This is a genomic window from Cohnella laeviribosi DSM 21336 (assembly GCF_000378425.1).
Classification (GTDB): domain Bacteria; phylum Bacillota; class Bacilli; order Paenibacillales; family Paenibacillaceae; genus Cohnella; species Cohnella laeviribosi.
In genome coordinates this window covers 19,665-36,144 of sequence record NZ_KB899818.1, presented here as the reverse complement: position 1 = coordinate 36,144, position 16,480 = coordinate 19,665, and the positions used below count along the sequence as shown (strand labels likewise).

Here is a 16,480-nt window from a genome sequence, read left to right as displayed (position 1 = left end):
GTCAAGCGCTTGGCCGAATAAAGATCAAATAACGGAGGTGACAACATGTCGGATTTGGGACAGCTGCTGCGCAAGGCAAGAGAGCAGCACGGCTATACGCTCGATGACATTCAGGAAGCGACCAAAATCCGCAAACGATATCTGGAAGCTATCGAGGCTGGAGACTACAAAGTACTGCCGGGTTCTTTCTACGTGCGCGCTTTTGTGAAAACATACGCGGAGACGGTCGGGTTGGACGCGGAAGAAGTGCTTCGCCTGTACCATAAAGAGCTTCCGAAAACGGCTTCCCAGGAAACGGCGGCGAGCGAACCGATGCTCAAACCCAGAAGCCGATCCGTTACGCATAGCGACCGGTGGGGGAAAATCGCGGTCAATTCAGTCATGTGGCTGTTTCCCCTGCTGATCATCGCCTTGCTGTACGTATACTACGTCAACAATTCGGGCAAAGACGCGGAGGAGCGGGACAACGCGACAGACATCACGTCCGAAACCGCGCTGCCTTCGTCGACGGTTTCGCCGTCTCCCTCCGCGACCCCGACCCCGACCCAATCGGCTTCGGCCGAGCCGAGTCCGAGCGAGACGCCGTCCGCGACGACGCTGACGCTCACCAAGCAGTCGGGGAGCACCTACTATTACGACGTGTCCGGCACCGGCACGCACGTTCTTTCCTTTGCGTTTTCGGGGGATTGCTGGGTAGGCGTTCGGGAGAACGACCGCCACGGGAAATACATTTACCAAGGGACTCCCGGAAAAGACCAAACGCTGACCTTCGAAATCGACGGCCCGTTCTACGTCAATGTCGGCAGCGCCGCCAAGGTGTCGATCTCGATCGACGGCGTCGCGGTCGACGATACGGACGCGCCGAGGTCGCGCAAATTTCAATTCACTCCGGCGGCCGCCGAGACCGAACCGTCGGCATAGCGCCGCCGTCTTCGGCGCCGGAATTCGGGTTTTCATGAATGAGCGGCCATCTCCGCGGTTATGATACTAACGTATTTTCATTTTGCACCGCGGAGGTCGGGATATATGGCAACGAGTTGGGTCGTTACCGGGATCGGCGTCATCGTCAGCCTGATCGGCTGGTATTTGACGCCAAGTGCTTGGGGGAACGGAATTCTCGGTTTCGGGCTGGCCTGGATCGTGCTCGGCATTTTGGACATGTTCCGGGAGCCGGCCCGCTCGCGCTCTAGCTGAAGAAAGACGGCAAAACGAAGGGGCCCTTGGTGAAGGGGCTCTTTTGTTTTGGGTTCGTTCGCGATAACTGCTATAATAGGATACAAAGTTTGGTTTACAGGAAAGGAAGTCGAATCGATGGCGTCGGAATATTCGTTTGACATCGTATCGAAAGTGGATTTGCAGGAAGTGAACAATGCCGTTACCCAGGCGCTTAAGGAAATCGAAAACCGTTTCGATTTCAAAGGCAGCAAAAGCAGCATCAAGCTGGAGGACCGGTCGCTGGTCATCGTCTCCGACGACGAGTACAAGCTGAAAAGCGTGATCGACATTTTGCAGTCGAAGCTGATCAAGCGCGGGGTGCCGATCCGCAATCTGGAATACGGGAAAATCGAACCGGCTTCGGGAGGCACGGTCAGGCAAACGGTGACGCTCAAGCAGGGCATCGATCAGGAATCCGCGAAGAAAATCAACGTGTTGATCCGGGATTCGAAAATCAAAGTCAAAAGCCAGATCCAGGGCGACCAGATTCGCGTTTCCGGCAAAAGCAAGGACGATCTGCAGGCGGTCATCGCGCTGCTTAGGGGAGCGGATCTCCCGCTTGAGCTGCAGTTCGTCAACTACCGTTAAGCGCCTTCCATCGCGCGTCAAACGGCGCTTCCTCCGGGCCGGAGCGGCCGGCGGGAAGCGTCTGTCGCTCTTTTGACACATGTTGCGGCTTCGTTTATACTGGTTTCGAATTGAAAGGCAGAACGGCACAACAGGGGGGAAGGCATTCGGATGCGCGAGATATCGAATCGAATGAAGCTTGATTTCGGGCTCAAACGGCGGGAGGAGGAAGCGGCTTGAACCTGGCCAATCGGATTACGCTGGCACGGATTTTTCTCGTGCCGATCGTGGCGTTCTTCCTGCTGGTCAGGCTGGACGTTTCCCCGCTTACACTCGGCACCTATTCCATCTCGTACAATCAGATATTCGCGTTGCTTCTCTTTATAATCGCGGCCAGCACGGACGGGCTTGACGGATATATCGCCCGCAAGCGCAAGATTGTCACCAACCTCGGCAAGCTGCTGGATCCCCTTGCGGATAAGCTGCTCGTGGCCGCCGTTCTGATCTCGCTTGTGGAAATGGGCAAGCTTGACGCCTGGGTCGCGATCTTCATCATTGCGCGCGAGTGGGCGGTTACGGGTTTAAGGCAAGTGGCGCTGCTCGAAGGCGTGGTGCTGGCGGCCAGCAAATGGGGCAAGTGGAAGACGGCCATTCAGATTGCGATGATCGTGGTGCTGCTGCTGAACAACTTCCCGTTCGAGTTCCTACATATTCCGGTGGACACGATTATCGTCTGGGCGGCGGTGCTGATCACGATTTATTCGGGTATCGACTATTTCGTTAAAAACAAAAGCCTGCTCAATCCGCCGGCGGACCATCCGCCTGCCTCCGGAGCGGGCAAAGAGGTGCGGCGCGACGGATGAAAGCGGAAATTATCGCGGTCGGCACGGAACTGCTTCTGGGCCAGATCGTAAACACGAATGCGCAATTTCTGGCGCAGGCTTTGGCCGAATTGGGCGTGGACGTTTATTACCAGACGGTCGTCGGCGACAACGAAGCCCGCATCCGCCAAGCGATCGAAACGGCGCGCGGCAGGGCGGACCTGCTCGTCTTTACCGGAGGTCTCGGCCCGACGATGGACGATCTGACCCGGGATGCGCTCGCCTCTTATTTGGGCCGCAAAATCGTGCTGCACGAGCCGACGATGCGGAAGATCGAATCGATGTTCGCCGGGCGGGAAGCGGCGTTCGTCGAGAGCAACCGCCGCCAGGCGATGCTGATCGAGGGCGCCGTGCCGCTGCGCAACGACACCGGCCTTGCGGTCGGCAACGCGCTGTCGGCGGACGGCACGCATTACCTGCTGCTTCCGGGGCCGCCCCGCGAAATGAAGCCGATGTTCGAAAACGACGGTTCCGCCTGGTTGCGCAAGCTGCTGGGCGAAACGAACGTTTTGCGTTCGGTCGTCCTGAAATTCAGCGGCATCGGCGAATCGGCGCTGGAAGAGCTTCTGATCGACCTGATCCGGGAGCAGACGGACCCGACGATCGCGCCTTACGCCAAGGAAGGGGAAGTGGCGATCCGCGTGTCCACGAAGGCGGCGGACGCCGAAGAGGCGGCGCGCCGGATGGAGCCGACGCTGCAGGAAATCCGGCGGCGGACGGACCGCTATCTGTATGCGGAAGAGGACATCGCGCTGGAAGCCGCGGTCGTGCGGCTGCTGGCGCAGCAGCGCCGCACCGTGTCGCTCGCCGAGAGCTGCACCGGCGGCATGATCGCGGCGATGCTGACGACCGTGCCGGGCAGCGCGGACGTATTTGCCGGCGGCGTTGTCAGCTACAGCAACGCGGTGAAGCATAAGCAGCTCGGCGTGCCGCAGGAGCTGCTGGAGGGACCCGATGCGCCGGGCGCGGTCAGCGCCGAGACGGCCAAGGCGATGGCCGAGGGCATGCTTGCCGCGGCGGATACCGACCTCGCGGTATCGGTCACCGGCGTGGCGGGGCCGGCTTCGGCCGAGGGCAAGCCGGTCGGGCTCGTGTTCGTCGGCCTCGCCGAGCGCGGGCGGCCGACGAAGGTGGAGCGGCTGCAGCTGTCGGGCGACCGCGAAGGGATTCGCCTGCGCGCGTCGAAGCGCGCGTTGTACCTGCTGTGGCTGACGCTGACCGGACGCGGATAATAAGGCAAGAAGCGCCTTCATATTCCCCTTTTATCGCCATTTTGCGGCAATGCGCGACAATAAGCGCAAAAAGGGGTTGTCAGCCCGCCGCGGCTGTGGTAAATTGGTGAGTGAAAGTTGCGGAAGAACCGTAGCGAAGATGACTTTGCTGCGGTTCTTTTTTGCAACGCGAACAGAACGAATGTTCGCAAAACGCTTGGCAACGGCAGCAAAAACAGGTATGATAAAACTATTAAAACGATAAGGATGTGGGTGTGTTGTCGGATCGTCGCGCCGCATTAGAGATGGCTTTGCGCCAAATCGAGAAGCAGTTTGGCAAAGGATCGATCATGAAATTGGGCGAGCAAGCGCAGCTTCAGGTGGAAACGTATCCCAGCGGCGCGCTGGCATTGGATATCGCGCTCGGGATCGGCGGATTTCCGCGTGGGCGAATTATCGAAGTGTACGGACCCGAATCTTCCGGCAAGACGACGGTCGCGCTGCATGCGATCGCGGAAGTCCAGAAAGCGGGCGGCCAGGCGGCGTTTATCGATGCGGAGCATGCGCTGGACCCGATTTACGCGCGCAACCTCGGCGTCAACATCGACGAGCTGCTGCTCAGCCAGCCGGATACCGGCGAACAGGCGCTGGAAATCGCCGAAGCGCTGGTGCGCAGCGGCGCGGTCGATATTATCGTGGTCGACTCGGTTGCGGCCCTCGTGCCGAAGGCGGAGATCGAGGGCGACATGGGCGACTCGTTCGTCGGCCTTCAGGCCCGCCTGATGTCTCAGGCGATGCGCAAGCTGTCCGGAGCGATCAGCAAGTCGAAGGCGATCGCGATCTTTATCAACCAGCTTCGGGAAAAGGTCGGCGTCATGTTTGGCAACCCCGAAACGACGCCGGGCGGACGGGCCCTCAAATTCTATGCGAGCATCCGTCTGGACGTGCGCCGGGTGGACTCCATCAAGCAGGGCAACGATGTGGTGGGCAGCCGTACCCGCATCAAGGTGGTCAAGAACAAGGTCGCGCCGCCGTTCAAGCAGGCCGAGGTCGACATCATGTACGGGGAAGGCATTTCGAAGGAAGGCAGCATCATCGACATCGGCACGGAGCTGGATATCGTGCAGAAGAGCGGCGCTTGGTTCTCCTTTAACGGCGAACGGCTTGGCCAAGGACGGGAGAACGCGAAGCAATTCCTGAAGGATCACCCGGACATCTGCGCGGAGATCGAGCGCCAAATCCGCAGCATCAGCCTGAATTCGGACATCGTCTCGTCCGCGCTGCGTCAAGGCGGTTCCGTCGACGAAGAAGACGATATCGAATTCGCGGAACTCGACTAAGACGACGGTTAAGCCTGACCTCATGCATTCGGGAACAATCGGGACATCCGCCGCGCGCGGATGTCTTTTACTATTGGAGGAAACGGCATGGAACGGAAGGAACAAGCGGCGGCTGAAATCGTAGCGGTCCACCCGGATCCGAAAAGGCAGTCGATGTACAACGTCACCGTTCGCTTGCCGGAATCCGGGAAGGCGGAAACAACCGCGCAGGCGAAGCTTCCCGCGGAATCGGCAGAACGCATAGAGGCGCCTTCGAACGCGGATGCGGAGACGGCCGTCGTTGCCGTGCATGAAGATACGCTCGTAAGCTGGCGTCTGCTGCCGGGGAAGAAGCTGAGCGCCGGAGAGTGGGAAGCGCTGACCAAGCAGCAGGAAGTCGAGGAGGCTTACCGGGCTGCGCTCGCCATGCTGGACCGCAAGCCGAGGACGAAGCGGGAGCTGGCCGCCGCGCTGAGCCGGAAAGGCTTGTCCGCGGAAGCGGTCGCCGGCTGTTTGGAAAGACTAATCGCGTACCGGCTCGTTGACGACGCCGCATACGCGAAGCGGTATGCCGAGCAGAAGCTGAGCATCCAGCGCAAAGGCAGCCGGTTGATCCGCCAGGAGCTGCTGCAGCGGGGCGTTGCCAAGCGCGAGGCGGACGAGGCGATCAAGGAACTGGACGATGGCGCGGAGCGGCAGGCCGCCTTCGAGCTGGCGAAGAAACGGTGGCCGAACGTGAAGGGAAAAAGCTTGCGGGAACGCCAGTACAAGCTGATGGGGCTGCTGATGCGGCGGGGATTTTCCGGCGGAGTGGCCCGCGATGCGGTCCGCCATGCGATGTCCGGGGAGGAAGCGGACCCGGCCTTTCCGGAAGACGGCGGGGACGGCTTCTAAGCGGGACGATGGAAGCGGGTCAAGCCGAAATGCTTTGCTTGACAATCCATTTTCACAAAAGCTACAATGTTTCTGTATTCCATCTTCCCATTCCGAACCCTTTTTTCCTTCCAAAAAATGATTCGGAACTTGTTTTTTCGACTTTTAACGATTCGGGAAAGCGATGGGAATCCATCGCCTTTCTTGATTCGTCACCGGTAAAACGCGGCTTTCGCGCAGGGAGAAAGTGGCAGCCGTTTTACCCGCAACAAAACGAAACGGATCGGTTTGAAAGCCGGCACACAATTTTATACGTGTCCCAAGCGTTTGCCTTGGCGATGCAACGAGGAGGTGAAAGACCATGCAGGACTGGATCTGGGTCTTGATCGTCATCGTTGTTGGCGCGCTTTTCTTTGGGATCGGTTATGTTGTACGCAAGTCCTTTGCGGAAGCCAAGATTTCCAGTGCGGAACAGGCGGCTCTGCAAATTGTGGAGAATGCCCGCAAAGAAGCGGAAGCTATCCGCAAGGAAATGGTGCTGGAAGCCAAAGACGAGGTGCACAAGCTCCGTAACGAGGCCGAGCGCGATATTCGCGAACGACGCAACGAGATCGGGCGGCAGGAACGGCGGCTGGTGCAGAAGGAAGAGTCGCTTGACCGAAAGCTTGAAGCGTTGGAACGTAAAGAGGAGCAGGTTGCCAACAAAGAGAAACGTATCGAAGAGATTCAGGAGCAGATCGAGACGCTTCATAAGCAGCAGATCAGCGAATTGGAGCGGATTTCGAATTTGACGATGGAAGACGCGAAACAGTTGATTTTGACGACTGTGGAGCAGGAAATTCGCCACGAAACCGCCCAGCTGATCAAAGATATCGAACAGCAAGCGAAGGAAGAAGCCGACAAACGCGCCCGCGACATCATCTCGCTCGCCATTCAGCGCTGCGCGGCGGATCACGTTGCCGAAACGACGGTATCGGTCGTGGCGCTGCCGAACGAAGAGATGAAGGGGCGCATTATCGGTCGGGAAGGCCGCAATATCCGGGCGCTTGAGACGTTGACAGGCATCGATCTGATCATTGACGATACGCCCGAAGCGGTTATTCTATCGGGGTTCGATCCGATTCGCCGGGAGATTGCCCGCACCGCTCTCGAGAAGCTGGTGGCCGACGGAAGAATACACCCGGCCCGCATCGAAGAGATGGTGGAAAAATCCCGCAAAGAAGTGGACGAAAGAATTCGGGAATATGGGGAGCAGGCGACGTTCGAAGTCGGCGTGCACGGTCTCCATCCGGATTTGATCAAGATTTTGGGACGGTTGAAGTTTCGGACAAGTTACGGCCAGAACGTGCTGAAGCACTCGATGGAAGTAGCTTACTTGGCTGGATTGATGGCGGCGGAGCTCGGAGAAGACGTCACGCTTGCCAAACGCGCCGGCTTGCTGCACGACATCGGCAAGGCGCTCGACCACGAAGTGGAAGGTTCGCATGTCGAGATCGGCGTGGAGTTGGGCAAGAAGTACAAAGAGCATCCCGTTGTCATCAACAGCATCGCCTCCCACCATGGAGATTGCGAAGCGACGTCGGTCATCGCCATGCTCGTCGGAGCCGCGGATGCGCTCAGCGCCGCGCGCCCGGGAGCAAGGCGGGAGACACTCGAAACGTATATCAAACGCCTGGAAAAGCTGGAGGAGATTTCCGAGTCGTTCGAAGGCGTCGAAAAATCGTACGCCATCCAGGCCGGACGCGAAGTCCGCGTCATGGTACAGCCGGACAAAATCGACGACGCGGAAGCCTTTCGATTGGCCCGCGACATTACCAAGAAAATCGAAAGCGAGTTGGACTATCCGGGCCATATCAAGGTCACGGTCATCCGTGAGACTCGAGCGGTGGAGTACGCAAAATAAGTTTCGGGAAGGCTGAAGAAGTGGCTGCAGCATAGCGGCCACTTCTTCCCTTTCCGCCGTTGTTTTCTTTGTTCGCCGCATGCCAACAATTCGTGTTCAAAGCAGGGAAGGTGTCTTATGAGAGTGATTTTTATCGGGGATATCGTCGGGAGCGTCGGCAGGGAGACGGTCAAGCGTCTGCTGCCTTGGCTCAAGGACAAGTACCGGCCGCACATCATCATCGCCAACGGCGAAAATGCGGCGGGCGGACGCGGCATCAACGCCGCCATTACCCGCGAGCTGTTCGAATGGGGCGTTCACGGGATTACGATGGGCAACCATACGTGGGACAACCGCGAAATATTCGAGTTTATCGACGACGAGCCGCGGATGGTCCGCCCCGCCAATCTGCCGCCGGGGACGCCGGGGGCGGGCAGCGCCGTCATTAAGGCGGGCAACAAGGAGCTTGGGATCGTCAATCTGATCGGACGCACGTTCCTGCCGCCGGCCGATTGTCCGTTCCGCGCGGCCGACGAGATCGTAGACGAGCTCCGCCAAAAAACGAAATGCATCCTGGTCGATTTCCACGCCGAGGCGACCAGCGAGAAAATCGCCATGGGGTGGCACTTGGACGGCAGAGCTTCGCTTGTGGTGGGCACGCATACCCATGTTCAGACGAACGACGAGAGGATATTGCCGGGAGGAACCGCTTACTTGACGGATGCCGGCATGACCGGACCTCGCGACGGCGTTCTCGGGATGGAGAAGGAAGGCGTGCTTCGCAAATTCAAGACGGGACTGCCCGCAAGGTTTCAGGTCGCGGAAGGCAAATGGCATCTGCACGGCGTATTTGTCGAAATGGACGAGTCGACGGGACGGGCAACCGGCATCCAAACGATCCGGATCGACGAGGATTCCTGGATCGCTTCCTGACCGAACCGGAAAATGCCGGGTATTTGGGCCTCATGGCGCAAAATACCCGTTCTTCCCCGCGTAAATATCAGAATTTTTCGCGATTTTTGCGGCCGCTTCCTTCCAAAGAAGCAGGAATTAACGGGGCTCCTACCGAATATGTATGCCTTAGTGGGCCCATCCTTTGATCCCCGAGGAGGAACTGGTCATGGAAGTATTAAAGGTTTCTGCAAAATCCAATCCAAATTCTGTCGCAGGCGCTTTGGCGGGTGTGCTCCGAGAGAGAGGCAATGCGGAACTGCAAGCGATTGGTGCGGGAGCGCTGAATCAGGCGATCAAAGCCGTCGCGATTGCCCGGGGTTTTGTGGCGCCGAGCGGGGTGGATTTGATTTGCATCCCGGCTTTTACCGATATCGTGATTGACGGTGAAGATCGCACGGCGATCAAGCTAATCGTGGAACCTCGCTAAAGATAATGAAGAGTGATGGTAAACCTGTTCTCGGACGGTCCGGCCCGGGCTTTTTCTTGCCGGGAGGTTGGAGCGGAGAACAGGTTTTTTGTTGCGTTCGGGCGCCTGTTGGGCTTAAGCGGTATAAGCGCCCGTTCGCGTTCCGCCGGGTACGGCCGGCGGCATAAAAGGGCAGGAGGGATAAGCGTGACCGGGATCGCGGATTTGCACTGCGACGTGTTGTTCAAAATGCTGAAAGCCCCGGGTTTGGCATTCGACGGGCCGGAAAGCGCAGGATTGGACGTCACCCTGAATCGGCTGAAGGAAGGGAACGTCCGGCTTCAGGTTTTTGCCATCTACCTGCCGGAAGACGAACGGATGGAACCGGAGACGGTGCTCCGGGAGGCCGAACTTTTCTGGACGAAGGTGCTGACGGCTCCGGGAATGCGAATCGTCCGGAGCGCCGGCGACCTTCAGGCCGTTCGCGAGGGAGCATGCAGGGGCGCTCTGCTGTCGCTGGAAGGAGTCGACGGACTGCGGGAACAGTGGTGGTGCCTGAGGCTGCTGCACCTGCTCGGATTGCGGCTGCTCGGCCCGACTTGGAACCGTGCCAACTGGGCGTGCGACGGCGCGCTGGAGCCCCGCGGCGGCGGTTTGACCGGGGCGGGCAGGAGGCTGGTCAAGGAATGCGGGGAGATGGGCATTCTGATCGACGTGTCGCATCTGTCGGAAAAAGGCTTCTGGGATGTGGCCGACTGCTCGAGCCGACCTTTTTTCGCCTCCCATTCCAATGCGCGGGCGCTGCGGAACCATCCCCGCAATCTGACCGACGCGCAAATCCAAGCGATCATCCAAGCGGGCGGCATTATCGGCCTTACGTTTGTGCCGTGGTTTTTGACCGAGCGGGATTCGGCGTCCATCGACGATGTGCTGCGCCATGTCGAGCATGTATGCTCGCTCGGCGGCGAACGGCATTTGGCGTTCGGCTCGGATTTCGACGGGATCGATCGCTATGTGCAGGGGCTCGCCCACCCGGGGCAGTATCCCGCGCTGGCGGAGGCGCTTCTGAGGCGCTATCCGGAGCGGACCGTGCGGGGCATGCTCGGCGAGAACGCGTTCCGCTTTTTGCACAAATATCTTCCCCAGTAATCGCATCGATTTTGATTCATAACGGAAGCGCATCGTTTTTATCAGAAAGTGTTATCGTTTGAATTGGGCATAAAAGCTTGCTTTTTGGAATATGCAATCATAAAATTTACATTGATAATTGCTTTCATTAATATAGTTGATTTGTAATGTTTATCGCATAGCATCGTTTGCGCTCGCGCCGAAGCAGAGATTAAGAGGAGATGGACACTGTGATCAGTCAACTGTCATGGAAAATTGGCGGCCAGCAAGGGGAAGGCGTGGAGAGTACGGACCGTATTTTCTCCACCTCGCTGAATCGGCTGGGTTACTACCTTTACGGGTACCGTCACTTTTCCTCGCGGATTAAAGGCGGACACACCAACAACAAAATCCGCATCAGCACCAAACCCATCCGCGCCATTTCGGACGATTTGGATATATTGGTCGCCTTCGACCAGGAAAGCATCGATTTGAACGCTCACGAGCTGCGTCCGGGCGGCGTCATTGTCGCGGACGCGAAGTTTTCGCCGACCGTTCCGGAAGGCGTCGACGCCCGGCTGTTCGCGGTTCCGATTACGGCGATCGCCGAGGAGCTCGGCACCTCGCTGATGAAAAATATGGTTGCATCCGGCGCCTCCTGGGCGCTGCTCGGGCTTCCGCTCGAAGTGTTCAACAAGGCGGTGGAGGAGGAGTTCGGGCGGAAAGGTCCGGCCGTCGTCGAGAAAAACATCGAAGCGGTAAGGCGCGGAGCCGAGTACGTCCTGGAGCTTGCGGGCGGCCCGCTGGAGGAATTCCGGCTCGAGGAAGCCGACGGCAAGCAGAAGCTGTTCATGATCGGCAACGAGGCGTTGGGGCTGGGCGCCATCGCGGCGGGCTGCAGGCTCATGTCCGCTTATCCGATTACCCCGGCTTCGGAAATCATGGAATATTTGATCAAGAAACTGCCGAAATTCGGCGGCACCGTCGTTCAGACCGAGGATGAAATCGCGGCGGTTACGATGGCGATCGGCGCCAACTACGCCGGCGTCCGGACGATGACGGCATCCGCCGGCCCCGGGCTGTCGCTGATGATGGAAGCGATCGGCCTGTCGGGCATGACCGAAACGCCGCTCGTGATCATCGACACGCAGCGCGGCGGACCTTCGACGGGGCTGCCGACGAAGCAGGAGCAATCCGATATCAACGCGCTGATCTACGGCACGCACGGGGAAATTCCGAAAGTCGTCATCGCGCCGAGCACGATCGAAGAGTGCTTCTACGATATGATCGAAGCGTTCAACCTGGCGGAACAATACCAAGTTCCGGTCATCGTGGCGACCGACCTGCAGCTGTCGCTCGGCAAGCAGTCGTGCGAACCCCTCGATTACGACCGGATCAAGATCGAGCGCGGCAAGCTGGTGACGGGAGAGCTTCCGCCGCTTGAACCGAACCGGATGTTCAAACGGTACGAATTCACCGAAGACGGCATTTCGCCTCGCGTGTTGCCGGGGGCAAAGAACGGCATCCACCATGTGACGGGCGTAGAGCACGACCAGGAAGGCCGTCCTTCGGAAGCCGCGCCGAACCGCAAGAAAATGATGGAAAAGCGCCTCGGCAAAATCAAGCATTTGCGGATTACCGATGCGATCAAGGCGGACGCGCCGCACGAGACCCCGGATCTGCTTATCATCGGCATGGGTTCGACCGGCGGCACGATCGACGAAGCGCGCAGCCGCCTTGCGGAGCAAGGCATCCGTACGAACCATATCACCGTTCGGCAATTGCATCCGTTCCCGAGCGAACTGCTGGAGCCGCATCTGGCCCGCGCTCCCAAAGCGGTCGTCCTGGAAAACAACGGAACCGGCCAACTCGCGTCGTTGATCAAGATGAACGTCGGCTATCACGACAAGATCGAAAACCTGCTGAAATACGACGGAACGCCGTTTTTGCCTGCCGAAATCGAAAAAGCGTGCAAGGAGTTGGTCTGACGATGGCTACGTTCAAAGACTTCCGCAACAATGTGAAGCCAAACTGGTGCCCGGGCTGCGGGGATTTCTCCGTGCAAGCGGCGATTCAGCGGGCGGCGGCGAATATCGGTCTCGAGCCGGAACAGCTCGCCGTCATATCGGGCATCGGCTGCTCGGGGCGCATCTCCGGTTATATTAACGCTTACGGCTTTCACGGCATTCACGGCCGCGCGCTGCCGATCGCGCAGGGCGTCAAGCTGGCGAACCGGGAATTGACGGTCATCGCGTCCGGCGGCGACGGCGACGGCTTCGCGATCGGAATGGGGCATACGGTGCACGCGATCCGGCGCAATCTCGACATTACGTATATCGTTATGGACAACCAGATCTACGGGTTGACGAAAGGCCAAACGTCGCCGCGCAGCGCCGAAGGCTTCAAAACGAAATCGACCCCCGAAGGATCGATCGAAACGACGCTGTCGCCGCTGGAAATCGCTCTGTCGGCCGGAGCGACGTTCGTGGCGCAATCGTTCTCGAGCGACCTGAAGCAGCTCACCGCGCTGATCGAGGCGGGGCTCAAGCACAAAGGCTTCTCGCTGATCAACGTGTTCAGCCCGTGCGTCACGTTCAACAAGGTGAACACCTACGACTGGTTCAAGGAAAATATCGTCAACCTCGATCACATCGAAGGCTACGATCCGACCAACCGGATCGCGGCGATGACGAAAATTATGGAGACGAACGGCTTGCTTACGGGTCTTATTTATCAGGATACGAGCCGCAAGTCTTATGAGGATTTGGCTGTCGGGTTCAAAGAGGAGGCGCTGGCGAAGCAGGACCTTACCCTTTCCCGCGACGATTTCGACAAATTGGTGGCGGAATTTCGATAAAAGCTTTTCATCTGGCGGCACACAGGCGATCCCGTGTGCCTCTTCTTTTTTGATGCGCTATAATAGAAAGAGACAACGAACTCAGCAACTATACGACAAAGGCGGAGATACGAATGAGTGAAATCAAACAGGTCCCGATCGGCGTTTCGGCTCGCCATATCCATTTGACCCGGGAGCATGTGTCCATCTTGTTCGGCGAAGGCGCCGAACTGACCGTCATGAAGCCGCTCAGCCAGCCGGGCCAGTTCGCGGCGAACGAAACGGTGGCGGTTTACGGACCGAAGGGCTCTTTCCCCAAAGTGCGCATTCTCGGTCCGGTCCGCAAGGCTACGCAGTTGGAAGTGTCCCGTACGGACGCGTTCGTTCTCGGCCTTAATCCTCCCGTGCGCGAATCCGGAGACATCGAGAATACCCCCGGCATCCGCATCGTCGGTCCGGCCGGAGAAGTCACGATAGATAAAGGGGTTATCGTCGCGGCGAGACATATCCATTTCCATACGTCGGATGCGCAGAAATGGGGCATCGCGGACAAGCAGCGGCTCAAGGTGCGGGTCGGCGGCGAGCGCGGCGTCGTATTCGAAAACGTCATCGCCCGCGTGTCCGACGAGTTCGCTCTGGATATGCACATCGATACGGACGAAGGCAACGCTGCCGGCGTTTCGACAGGCGACATGGGGGAGATCATCGACTGACCGGCTTGACGGACAACCCTCCGGATGCGGAGGGCTTTTCTTTTTCCTGCCGGTTCGCATAGCCTTGGATCGCTTCGTTATGTTATAATGACGTAATGAACTTTCCGCGCAAGCACAATCGCAATCGATGACATAGAGACTGACCGAGGGATGTGATCACACCATGACGCAAGGAAATCGCGGTCCGGCGAATCCGAAACCGGACACGGGAAAGGACTACTCCAAGTACTTCGACTTTTCCGACGCGAAGATCGTCAAGGAAGAGAACGGCAAGACGACCTACCGGATCAAGGGCCGGGACATTACGATCAACGCCATGCCTTCCTACAAGGACGAGAAGAAGCGGGGCAAGGAAGAAATCCGGGTCCACTATGAAAATGCCGTGCCCGAAGAGCTGAAAACGCTCGGCCGGGGCAAAAAATATTTGATCTACACGTACGGCTGCCAAATGAACGAACACGACACGGAAGTGATGCGCGGTCTGTTCGAGGAGATGGGCTTCGCCCCGACGACGGAACGAACCGAAGCGGACGTCATTCTTCTCAACACGTGCGCGGTTCGCGAAAACGCGGAAGATAAAGTGTTCGGCGAGCTGGGCCATCTGAAATCGCTCAAGCTGGAAAAGCCGGAGCTGATTCTCGGCGTATGCGGCTGCATGTCGCAGGAAGCCGCCGTCGTCGGCCGGATCATGCAAAAGCATGCGTACGTCGATCTGATCTTCGGAACGCACAACATTCACAGGCTGCCGCATTTGCTGCAAGAAGCCTACTTCGGCAAGGAAATGGTGGTCGAGGTTTGGTCCAAGGAAGGCGACATCATCGAGAATTTGCCGAAAAAGCGCGAAGGGCTCAGGGCGTGGGTGAACATCATGTACGGGTGCGACAAGTTCTGCACGTACTGCATCGTTCCCTATACGCGGGGCAAGGAGCGGAGCCGGCTGCCGGAGGACGTGATCGCCGAGGTGCGCGAACTGGCGCGGCAAGGTTTTAAGGAAATTACGCTGCTTGGGCAAAACGTGAACGCTTACGGCAAAGATTTTACGGACCGCAACTACCGCTTTGCCGATCTGATGGACGACATCCGGAAAATCGACATTCCGCGCGTCCGCTTTACGACTTCGCATCCGCGCGACTTTGACGATCGCCTGATCGAAGTGCTCGCCAAGGGCGGCAACCTGGTGGAGCATATTCATTTACCGGTGCAATCGGGCAGCAGCGAAATCCTGAAGCGGATGAGCCGGAAATATTCGCGCGAGCACTTTCTGGATTTGGTTCGCCGCATTCGGGAGGCGATTCCGAACGTGGTGCTGACCACCGACATCATCGTCGGCTTCCCGGGCGAGACCGAGGAGCAGTTCGAAGAAACGCTCTCGCTCGTGCGCGAAGCGAAGTTCGCCTCGGCGTTTACGTTCATCTATTCGCCGCGCGAAGGAACGCCGGCCGCCGAAATGGAAGACAACGTTCCGTACGAAGTGAAGCAGAAGCGCCTGGAACGCTTGAACGCGCTGATTGCGGAGCTAAGCCTGGAAAGCAACCTGCAGCTTAAAGGGCAAACGGTCGAGGTGCTCGTCGAAGGCGTCAGCAAAAACAACCCGAACGTTCTGTCCGGCCGGACGCGTTCGAACAAGCTCATTCATTTCGAAGGACCGCAGGAATGGATCGGCCAGTTCGTGAAGGTCAAAGTCACGGCTCCGCAAACGTGGTACATTCGCGGGGAAGCGGCGGACGTTCCGGTTCAGGCGGCGCTGTCGCACGGCGCTTAATCCCATCAACGGAGGAATCAAGTTTATGTCGGCTACCGAACACGCTCATGGGCACCAACACGACTGCGGCTGCCTGCACGAGGAAGGCCTTGCCATACCGGAGTTTGACAACCGGGAGTTGATCGTGCGCGAAGATATTTTGGCCAAGGCTAAGGAACTGGCGCATCTGATTACGACGACCGAGGAGGTCGTCCTGTACCAGCAGGCGGAGAAGCAAATCCAAAAGCACGAGAAGGTGCAAGGCCTGATCGCGCAAATCAAGAAAAAGCAAAAGGAACTCGTCGCATTCCAGACGACGTTCAAGAATGAAAAGATGGCCGCCAAAATCGAAAACGAAATCGCCGAGCTTCAGGACGAGCTCGACAACATCCCGATCGTGCAGCAATTTCAGCAAAGCCAGACCGATGTGAACTACTTGCTGCAATCGATCGTCAGCATCATCCGCGATACGGTTGCCGAGAAGCTCGATGTCGAGGCCGCAACGCGCATCGAGCAGCCGGAGACGTGCAGCGATTGACGGCGGCCGGGCGACAGCCGCTTGGCGCGGCGAGGAATAAAGGGCAAGGGCGGGCCGCAACCTAAGCATGCGTACGTTCACGACGCGACATGCGAAGGAGGTCGGCGCGATGACGGAAGGCATTCCCAACTCGCAGACGCGGGCGCCCAAACCTGACGATCCGAAGAAGCAGGGGCGTTCCGCCGCCAAGAAAAAATCGAAATAAAACAAGCGGGCGGCGATTCCGAATCGGTTATC

The 16,480-nt window shown here is 58.4% G+C and carries 16 protein-coding genes; all 16 read left to right on the top strand.

Features of this window, described 5'->3' with window-relative positions; genetic code table 11:
• Positions 1–45 precede the first annotated feature (45 nt).
• The 16 genes from F560_RS24565 to F560_RS0108935 all read left to right on the top strand — a co-directional run bounded on the left by F560_RS24565 (position 46) and on the right by F560_RS0108935 (position 16,243).
• Positions 46–921: a RodZ domain-containing protein gene (locus F560_RS24565; RefSeq protein WP_019005401.1), complete on the top strand. Its 876-nt coding sequence runs from the start codon at positions 46–48 to the stop codon at positions 919–921.
• Positions 922–1,026: 105 nt separating this feature from the next.
• Positions 1,027–1,194: a hypothetical protein gene (locus tag F560_RS25915; protein WP_019005400.1), complete on the top strand. Its 168-nt coding sequence runs from the start codon at positions 1,027–1,029 to the stop codon at positions 1,192–1,194.
• A 117-nt stretch (positions 1,195–1,311) separates the two neighbouring features.
• Complete coding sequence (locus F560_RS0109000; protein ID WP_019005399.1) at positions 1,312–1,803, top strand: YajQ family cyclic di-GMP-binding protein; 492 nt, start codon at positions 1,312–1,314, stop codon at positions 1,801–1,803.
• Positions 1,804–2,018: 215 nt separating this feature from the next.
• Positions 2,019–2,645, top strand: coding sequence for a CDP-diacylglycerol--glycerol-3-phosphate 3-phosphatidyltransferase (gene pgsA / locus F560_RS0108995; RefSeq protein WP_019005398.1), 627 nt, complete (start codon positions 2,019–2,021; stop codon positions 2,643–2,645).
• Positions 2,642–3,895 carry a competence/damage-inducible protein A gene (locus tag F560_RS0108990; RefSeq protein ID WP_019005397.1) on the top strand — a complete coding sequence of 418 codons (1,254 nt, stop codon included), beginning with the start codon at positions 2,642–2,644 and terminating at the stop codon, positions 3,893–3,895. Before pgsA ends, F560_RS0108990 begins: the two co-directional genes overlap by 4 nt.
• A gap of 257 nt (positions 3,896–4,152) precedes the next feature.
• Positions 4,153–5,214: a recombinase RecA gene (gene recA, locus F560_RS0108985; RefSeq protein ID WP_019005396.1), complete on the top strand. Its 1,062-nt coding sequence runs from the start codon at positions 4,153–4,155 to the stop codon at positions 5,212–5,214.
• Positions 5,215–5,301: 87 nt separating this feature from the next.
• Positions 5,302–6,087, top strand: coding sequence for a regulatory protein RecX (locus F560_RS0108980; protein WP_019005395.1), 786 nt, complete (start codon positions 5,302–5,304; stop codon positions 6,085–6,087).
• Between the two features lie 340 nt (positions 6,088–6,427).
• Positions 6,428–7,969, top strand: coding sequence for a ribonuclease Y (rny, locus tag F560_RS0108975; protein ID WP_019005394.1), 1,542 nt, complete (start codon positions 6,428–6,430; stop codon positions 7,967–7,969).
• A 117-nt stretch (positions 7,970–8,086) separates the two neighbouring features.
• Entirely contained in the window at positions 8,087–8,881 is a 795-nt protein-coding gene (locus F560_RS0108970; protein ID WP_019005393.1) for a TIGR00282 family metallophosphoesterase, read from the top strand.
• 187 nt (positions 8,882–9,068) lie between these two features.
• Entirely contained in the window at positions 9,069–9,329 is a 261-nt protein-coding gene (locus tag F560_RS0108965) for a stage V sporulation protein S (RefSeq protein WP_019005392.1), read from the top strand.
• A 186-nt stretch (positions 9,330–9,515) separates the two neighbouring features.
• The gene (locus F560_RS0108960; RefSeq protein ID WP_019005391.1) at positions 9,516–10,457 is read left to right on the top strand and encodes a dipeptidase; all 942 of its coding nucleotides are present in this window, start codon (positions 9,516–9,518) and stop codon (positions 10,455–10,457) included.
• Between the two features lie 209 nt (positions 10,458–10,666).
• Positions 10,667–12,403 carry a 2-oxoacid:acceptor oxidoreductase subunit alpha gene (locus F560_RS0108955; protein ID WP_019005390.1) on the top strand — a complete coding sequence of 579 codons (1,737 nt, stop codon included), beginning with the start codon at positions 10,667–10,669 and terminating at the stop codon, positions 12,401–12,403.
• A gap of 2 nt (positions 12,404–12,405) precedes the next feature.
• Entirely contained in the window at positions 12,406–13,272 is an 867-nt protein-coding gene (locus F560_RS0108950) for a 2-oxoacid:ferredoxin oxidoreductase subunit beta (RefSeq protein ID WP_019005389.1), read from the top strand.
• Between the two features lie 113 nt (positions 13,273–13,385).
• Entirely contained in the window at positions 13,386–13,964 is a 579-nt protein-coding gene (gene pduL / locus F560_RS0108945) for a phosphate propanoyltransferase (protein WP_019005388.1), read from the top strand.
• Between the two features lie 163 nt (positions 13,965–14,127).
• Positions 14,128–15,726: a tRNA (N6-isopentenyl adenosine(37)-C2)-methylthiotransferase MiaB gene (miaB, locus tag F560_RS0108940; RefSeq protein ID WP_019005387.1), complete on the top strand. Its 1,599-nt coding sequence runs from the start codon at positions 14,128–14,130 to the stop codon at positions 15,724–15,726.
• A 25-nt stretch (positions 15,727–15,751) separates the two neighbouring features.
• Complete coding sequence (locus tag F560_RS0108935) at positions 15,752–16,243, top strand: YlbF/YmcA family competence regulator (RefSeq protein ID WP_019005386.1); 492 nt, start codon at positions 15,752–15,754, stop codon at positions 16,241–16,243.
• Positions 16,244–16,480: the final 237 nt, after the last annotated feature.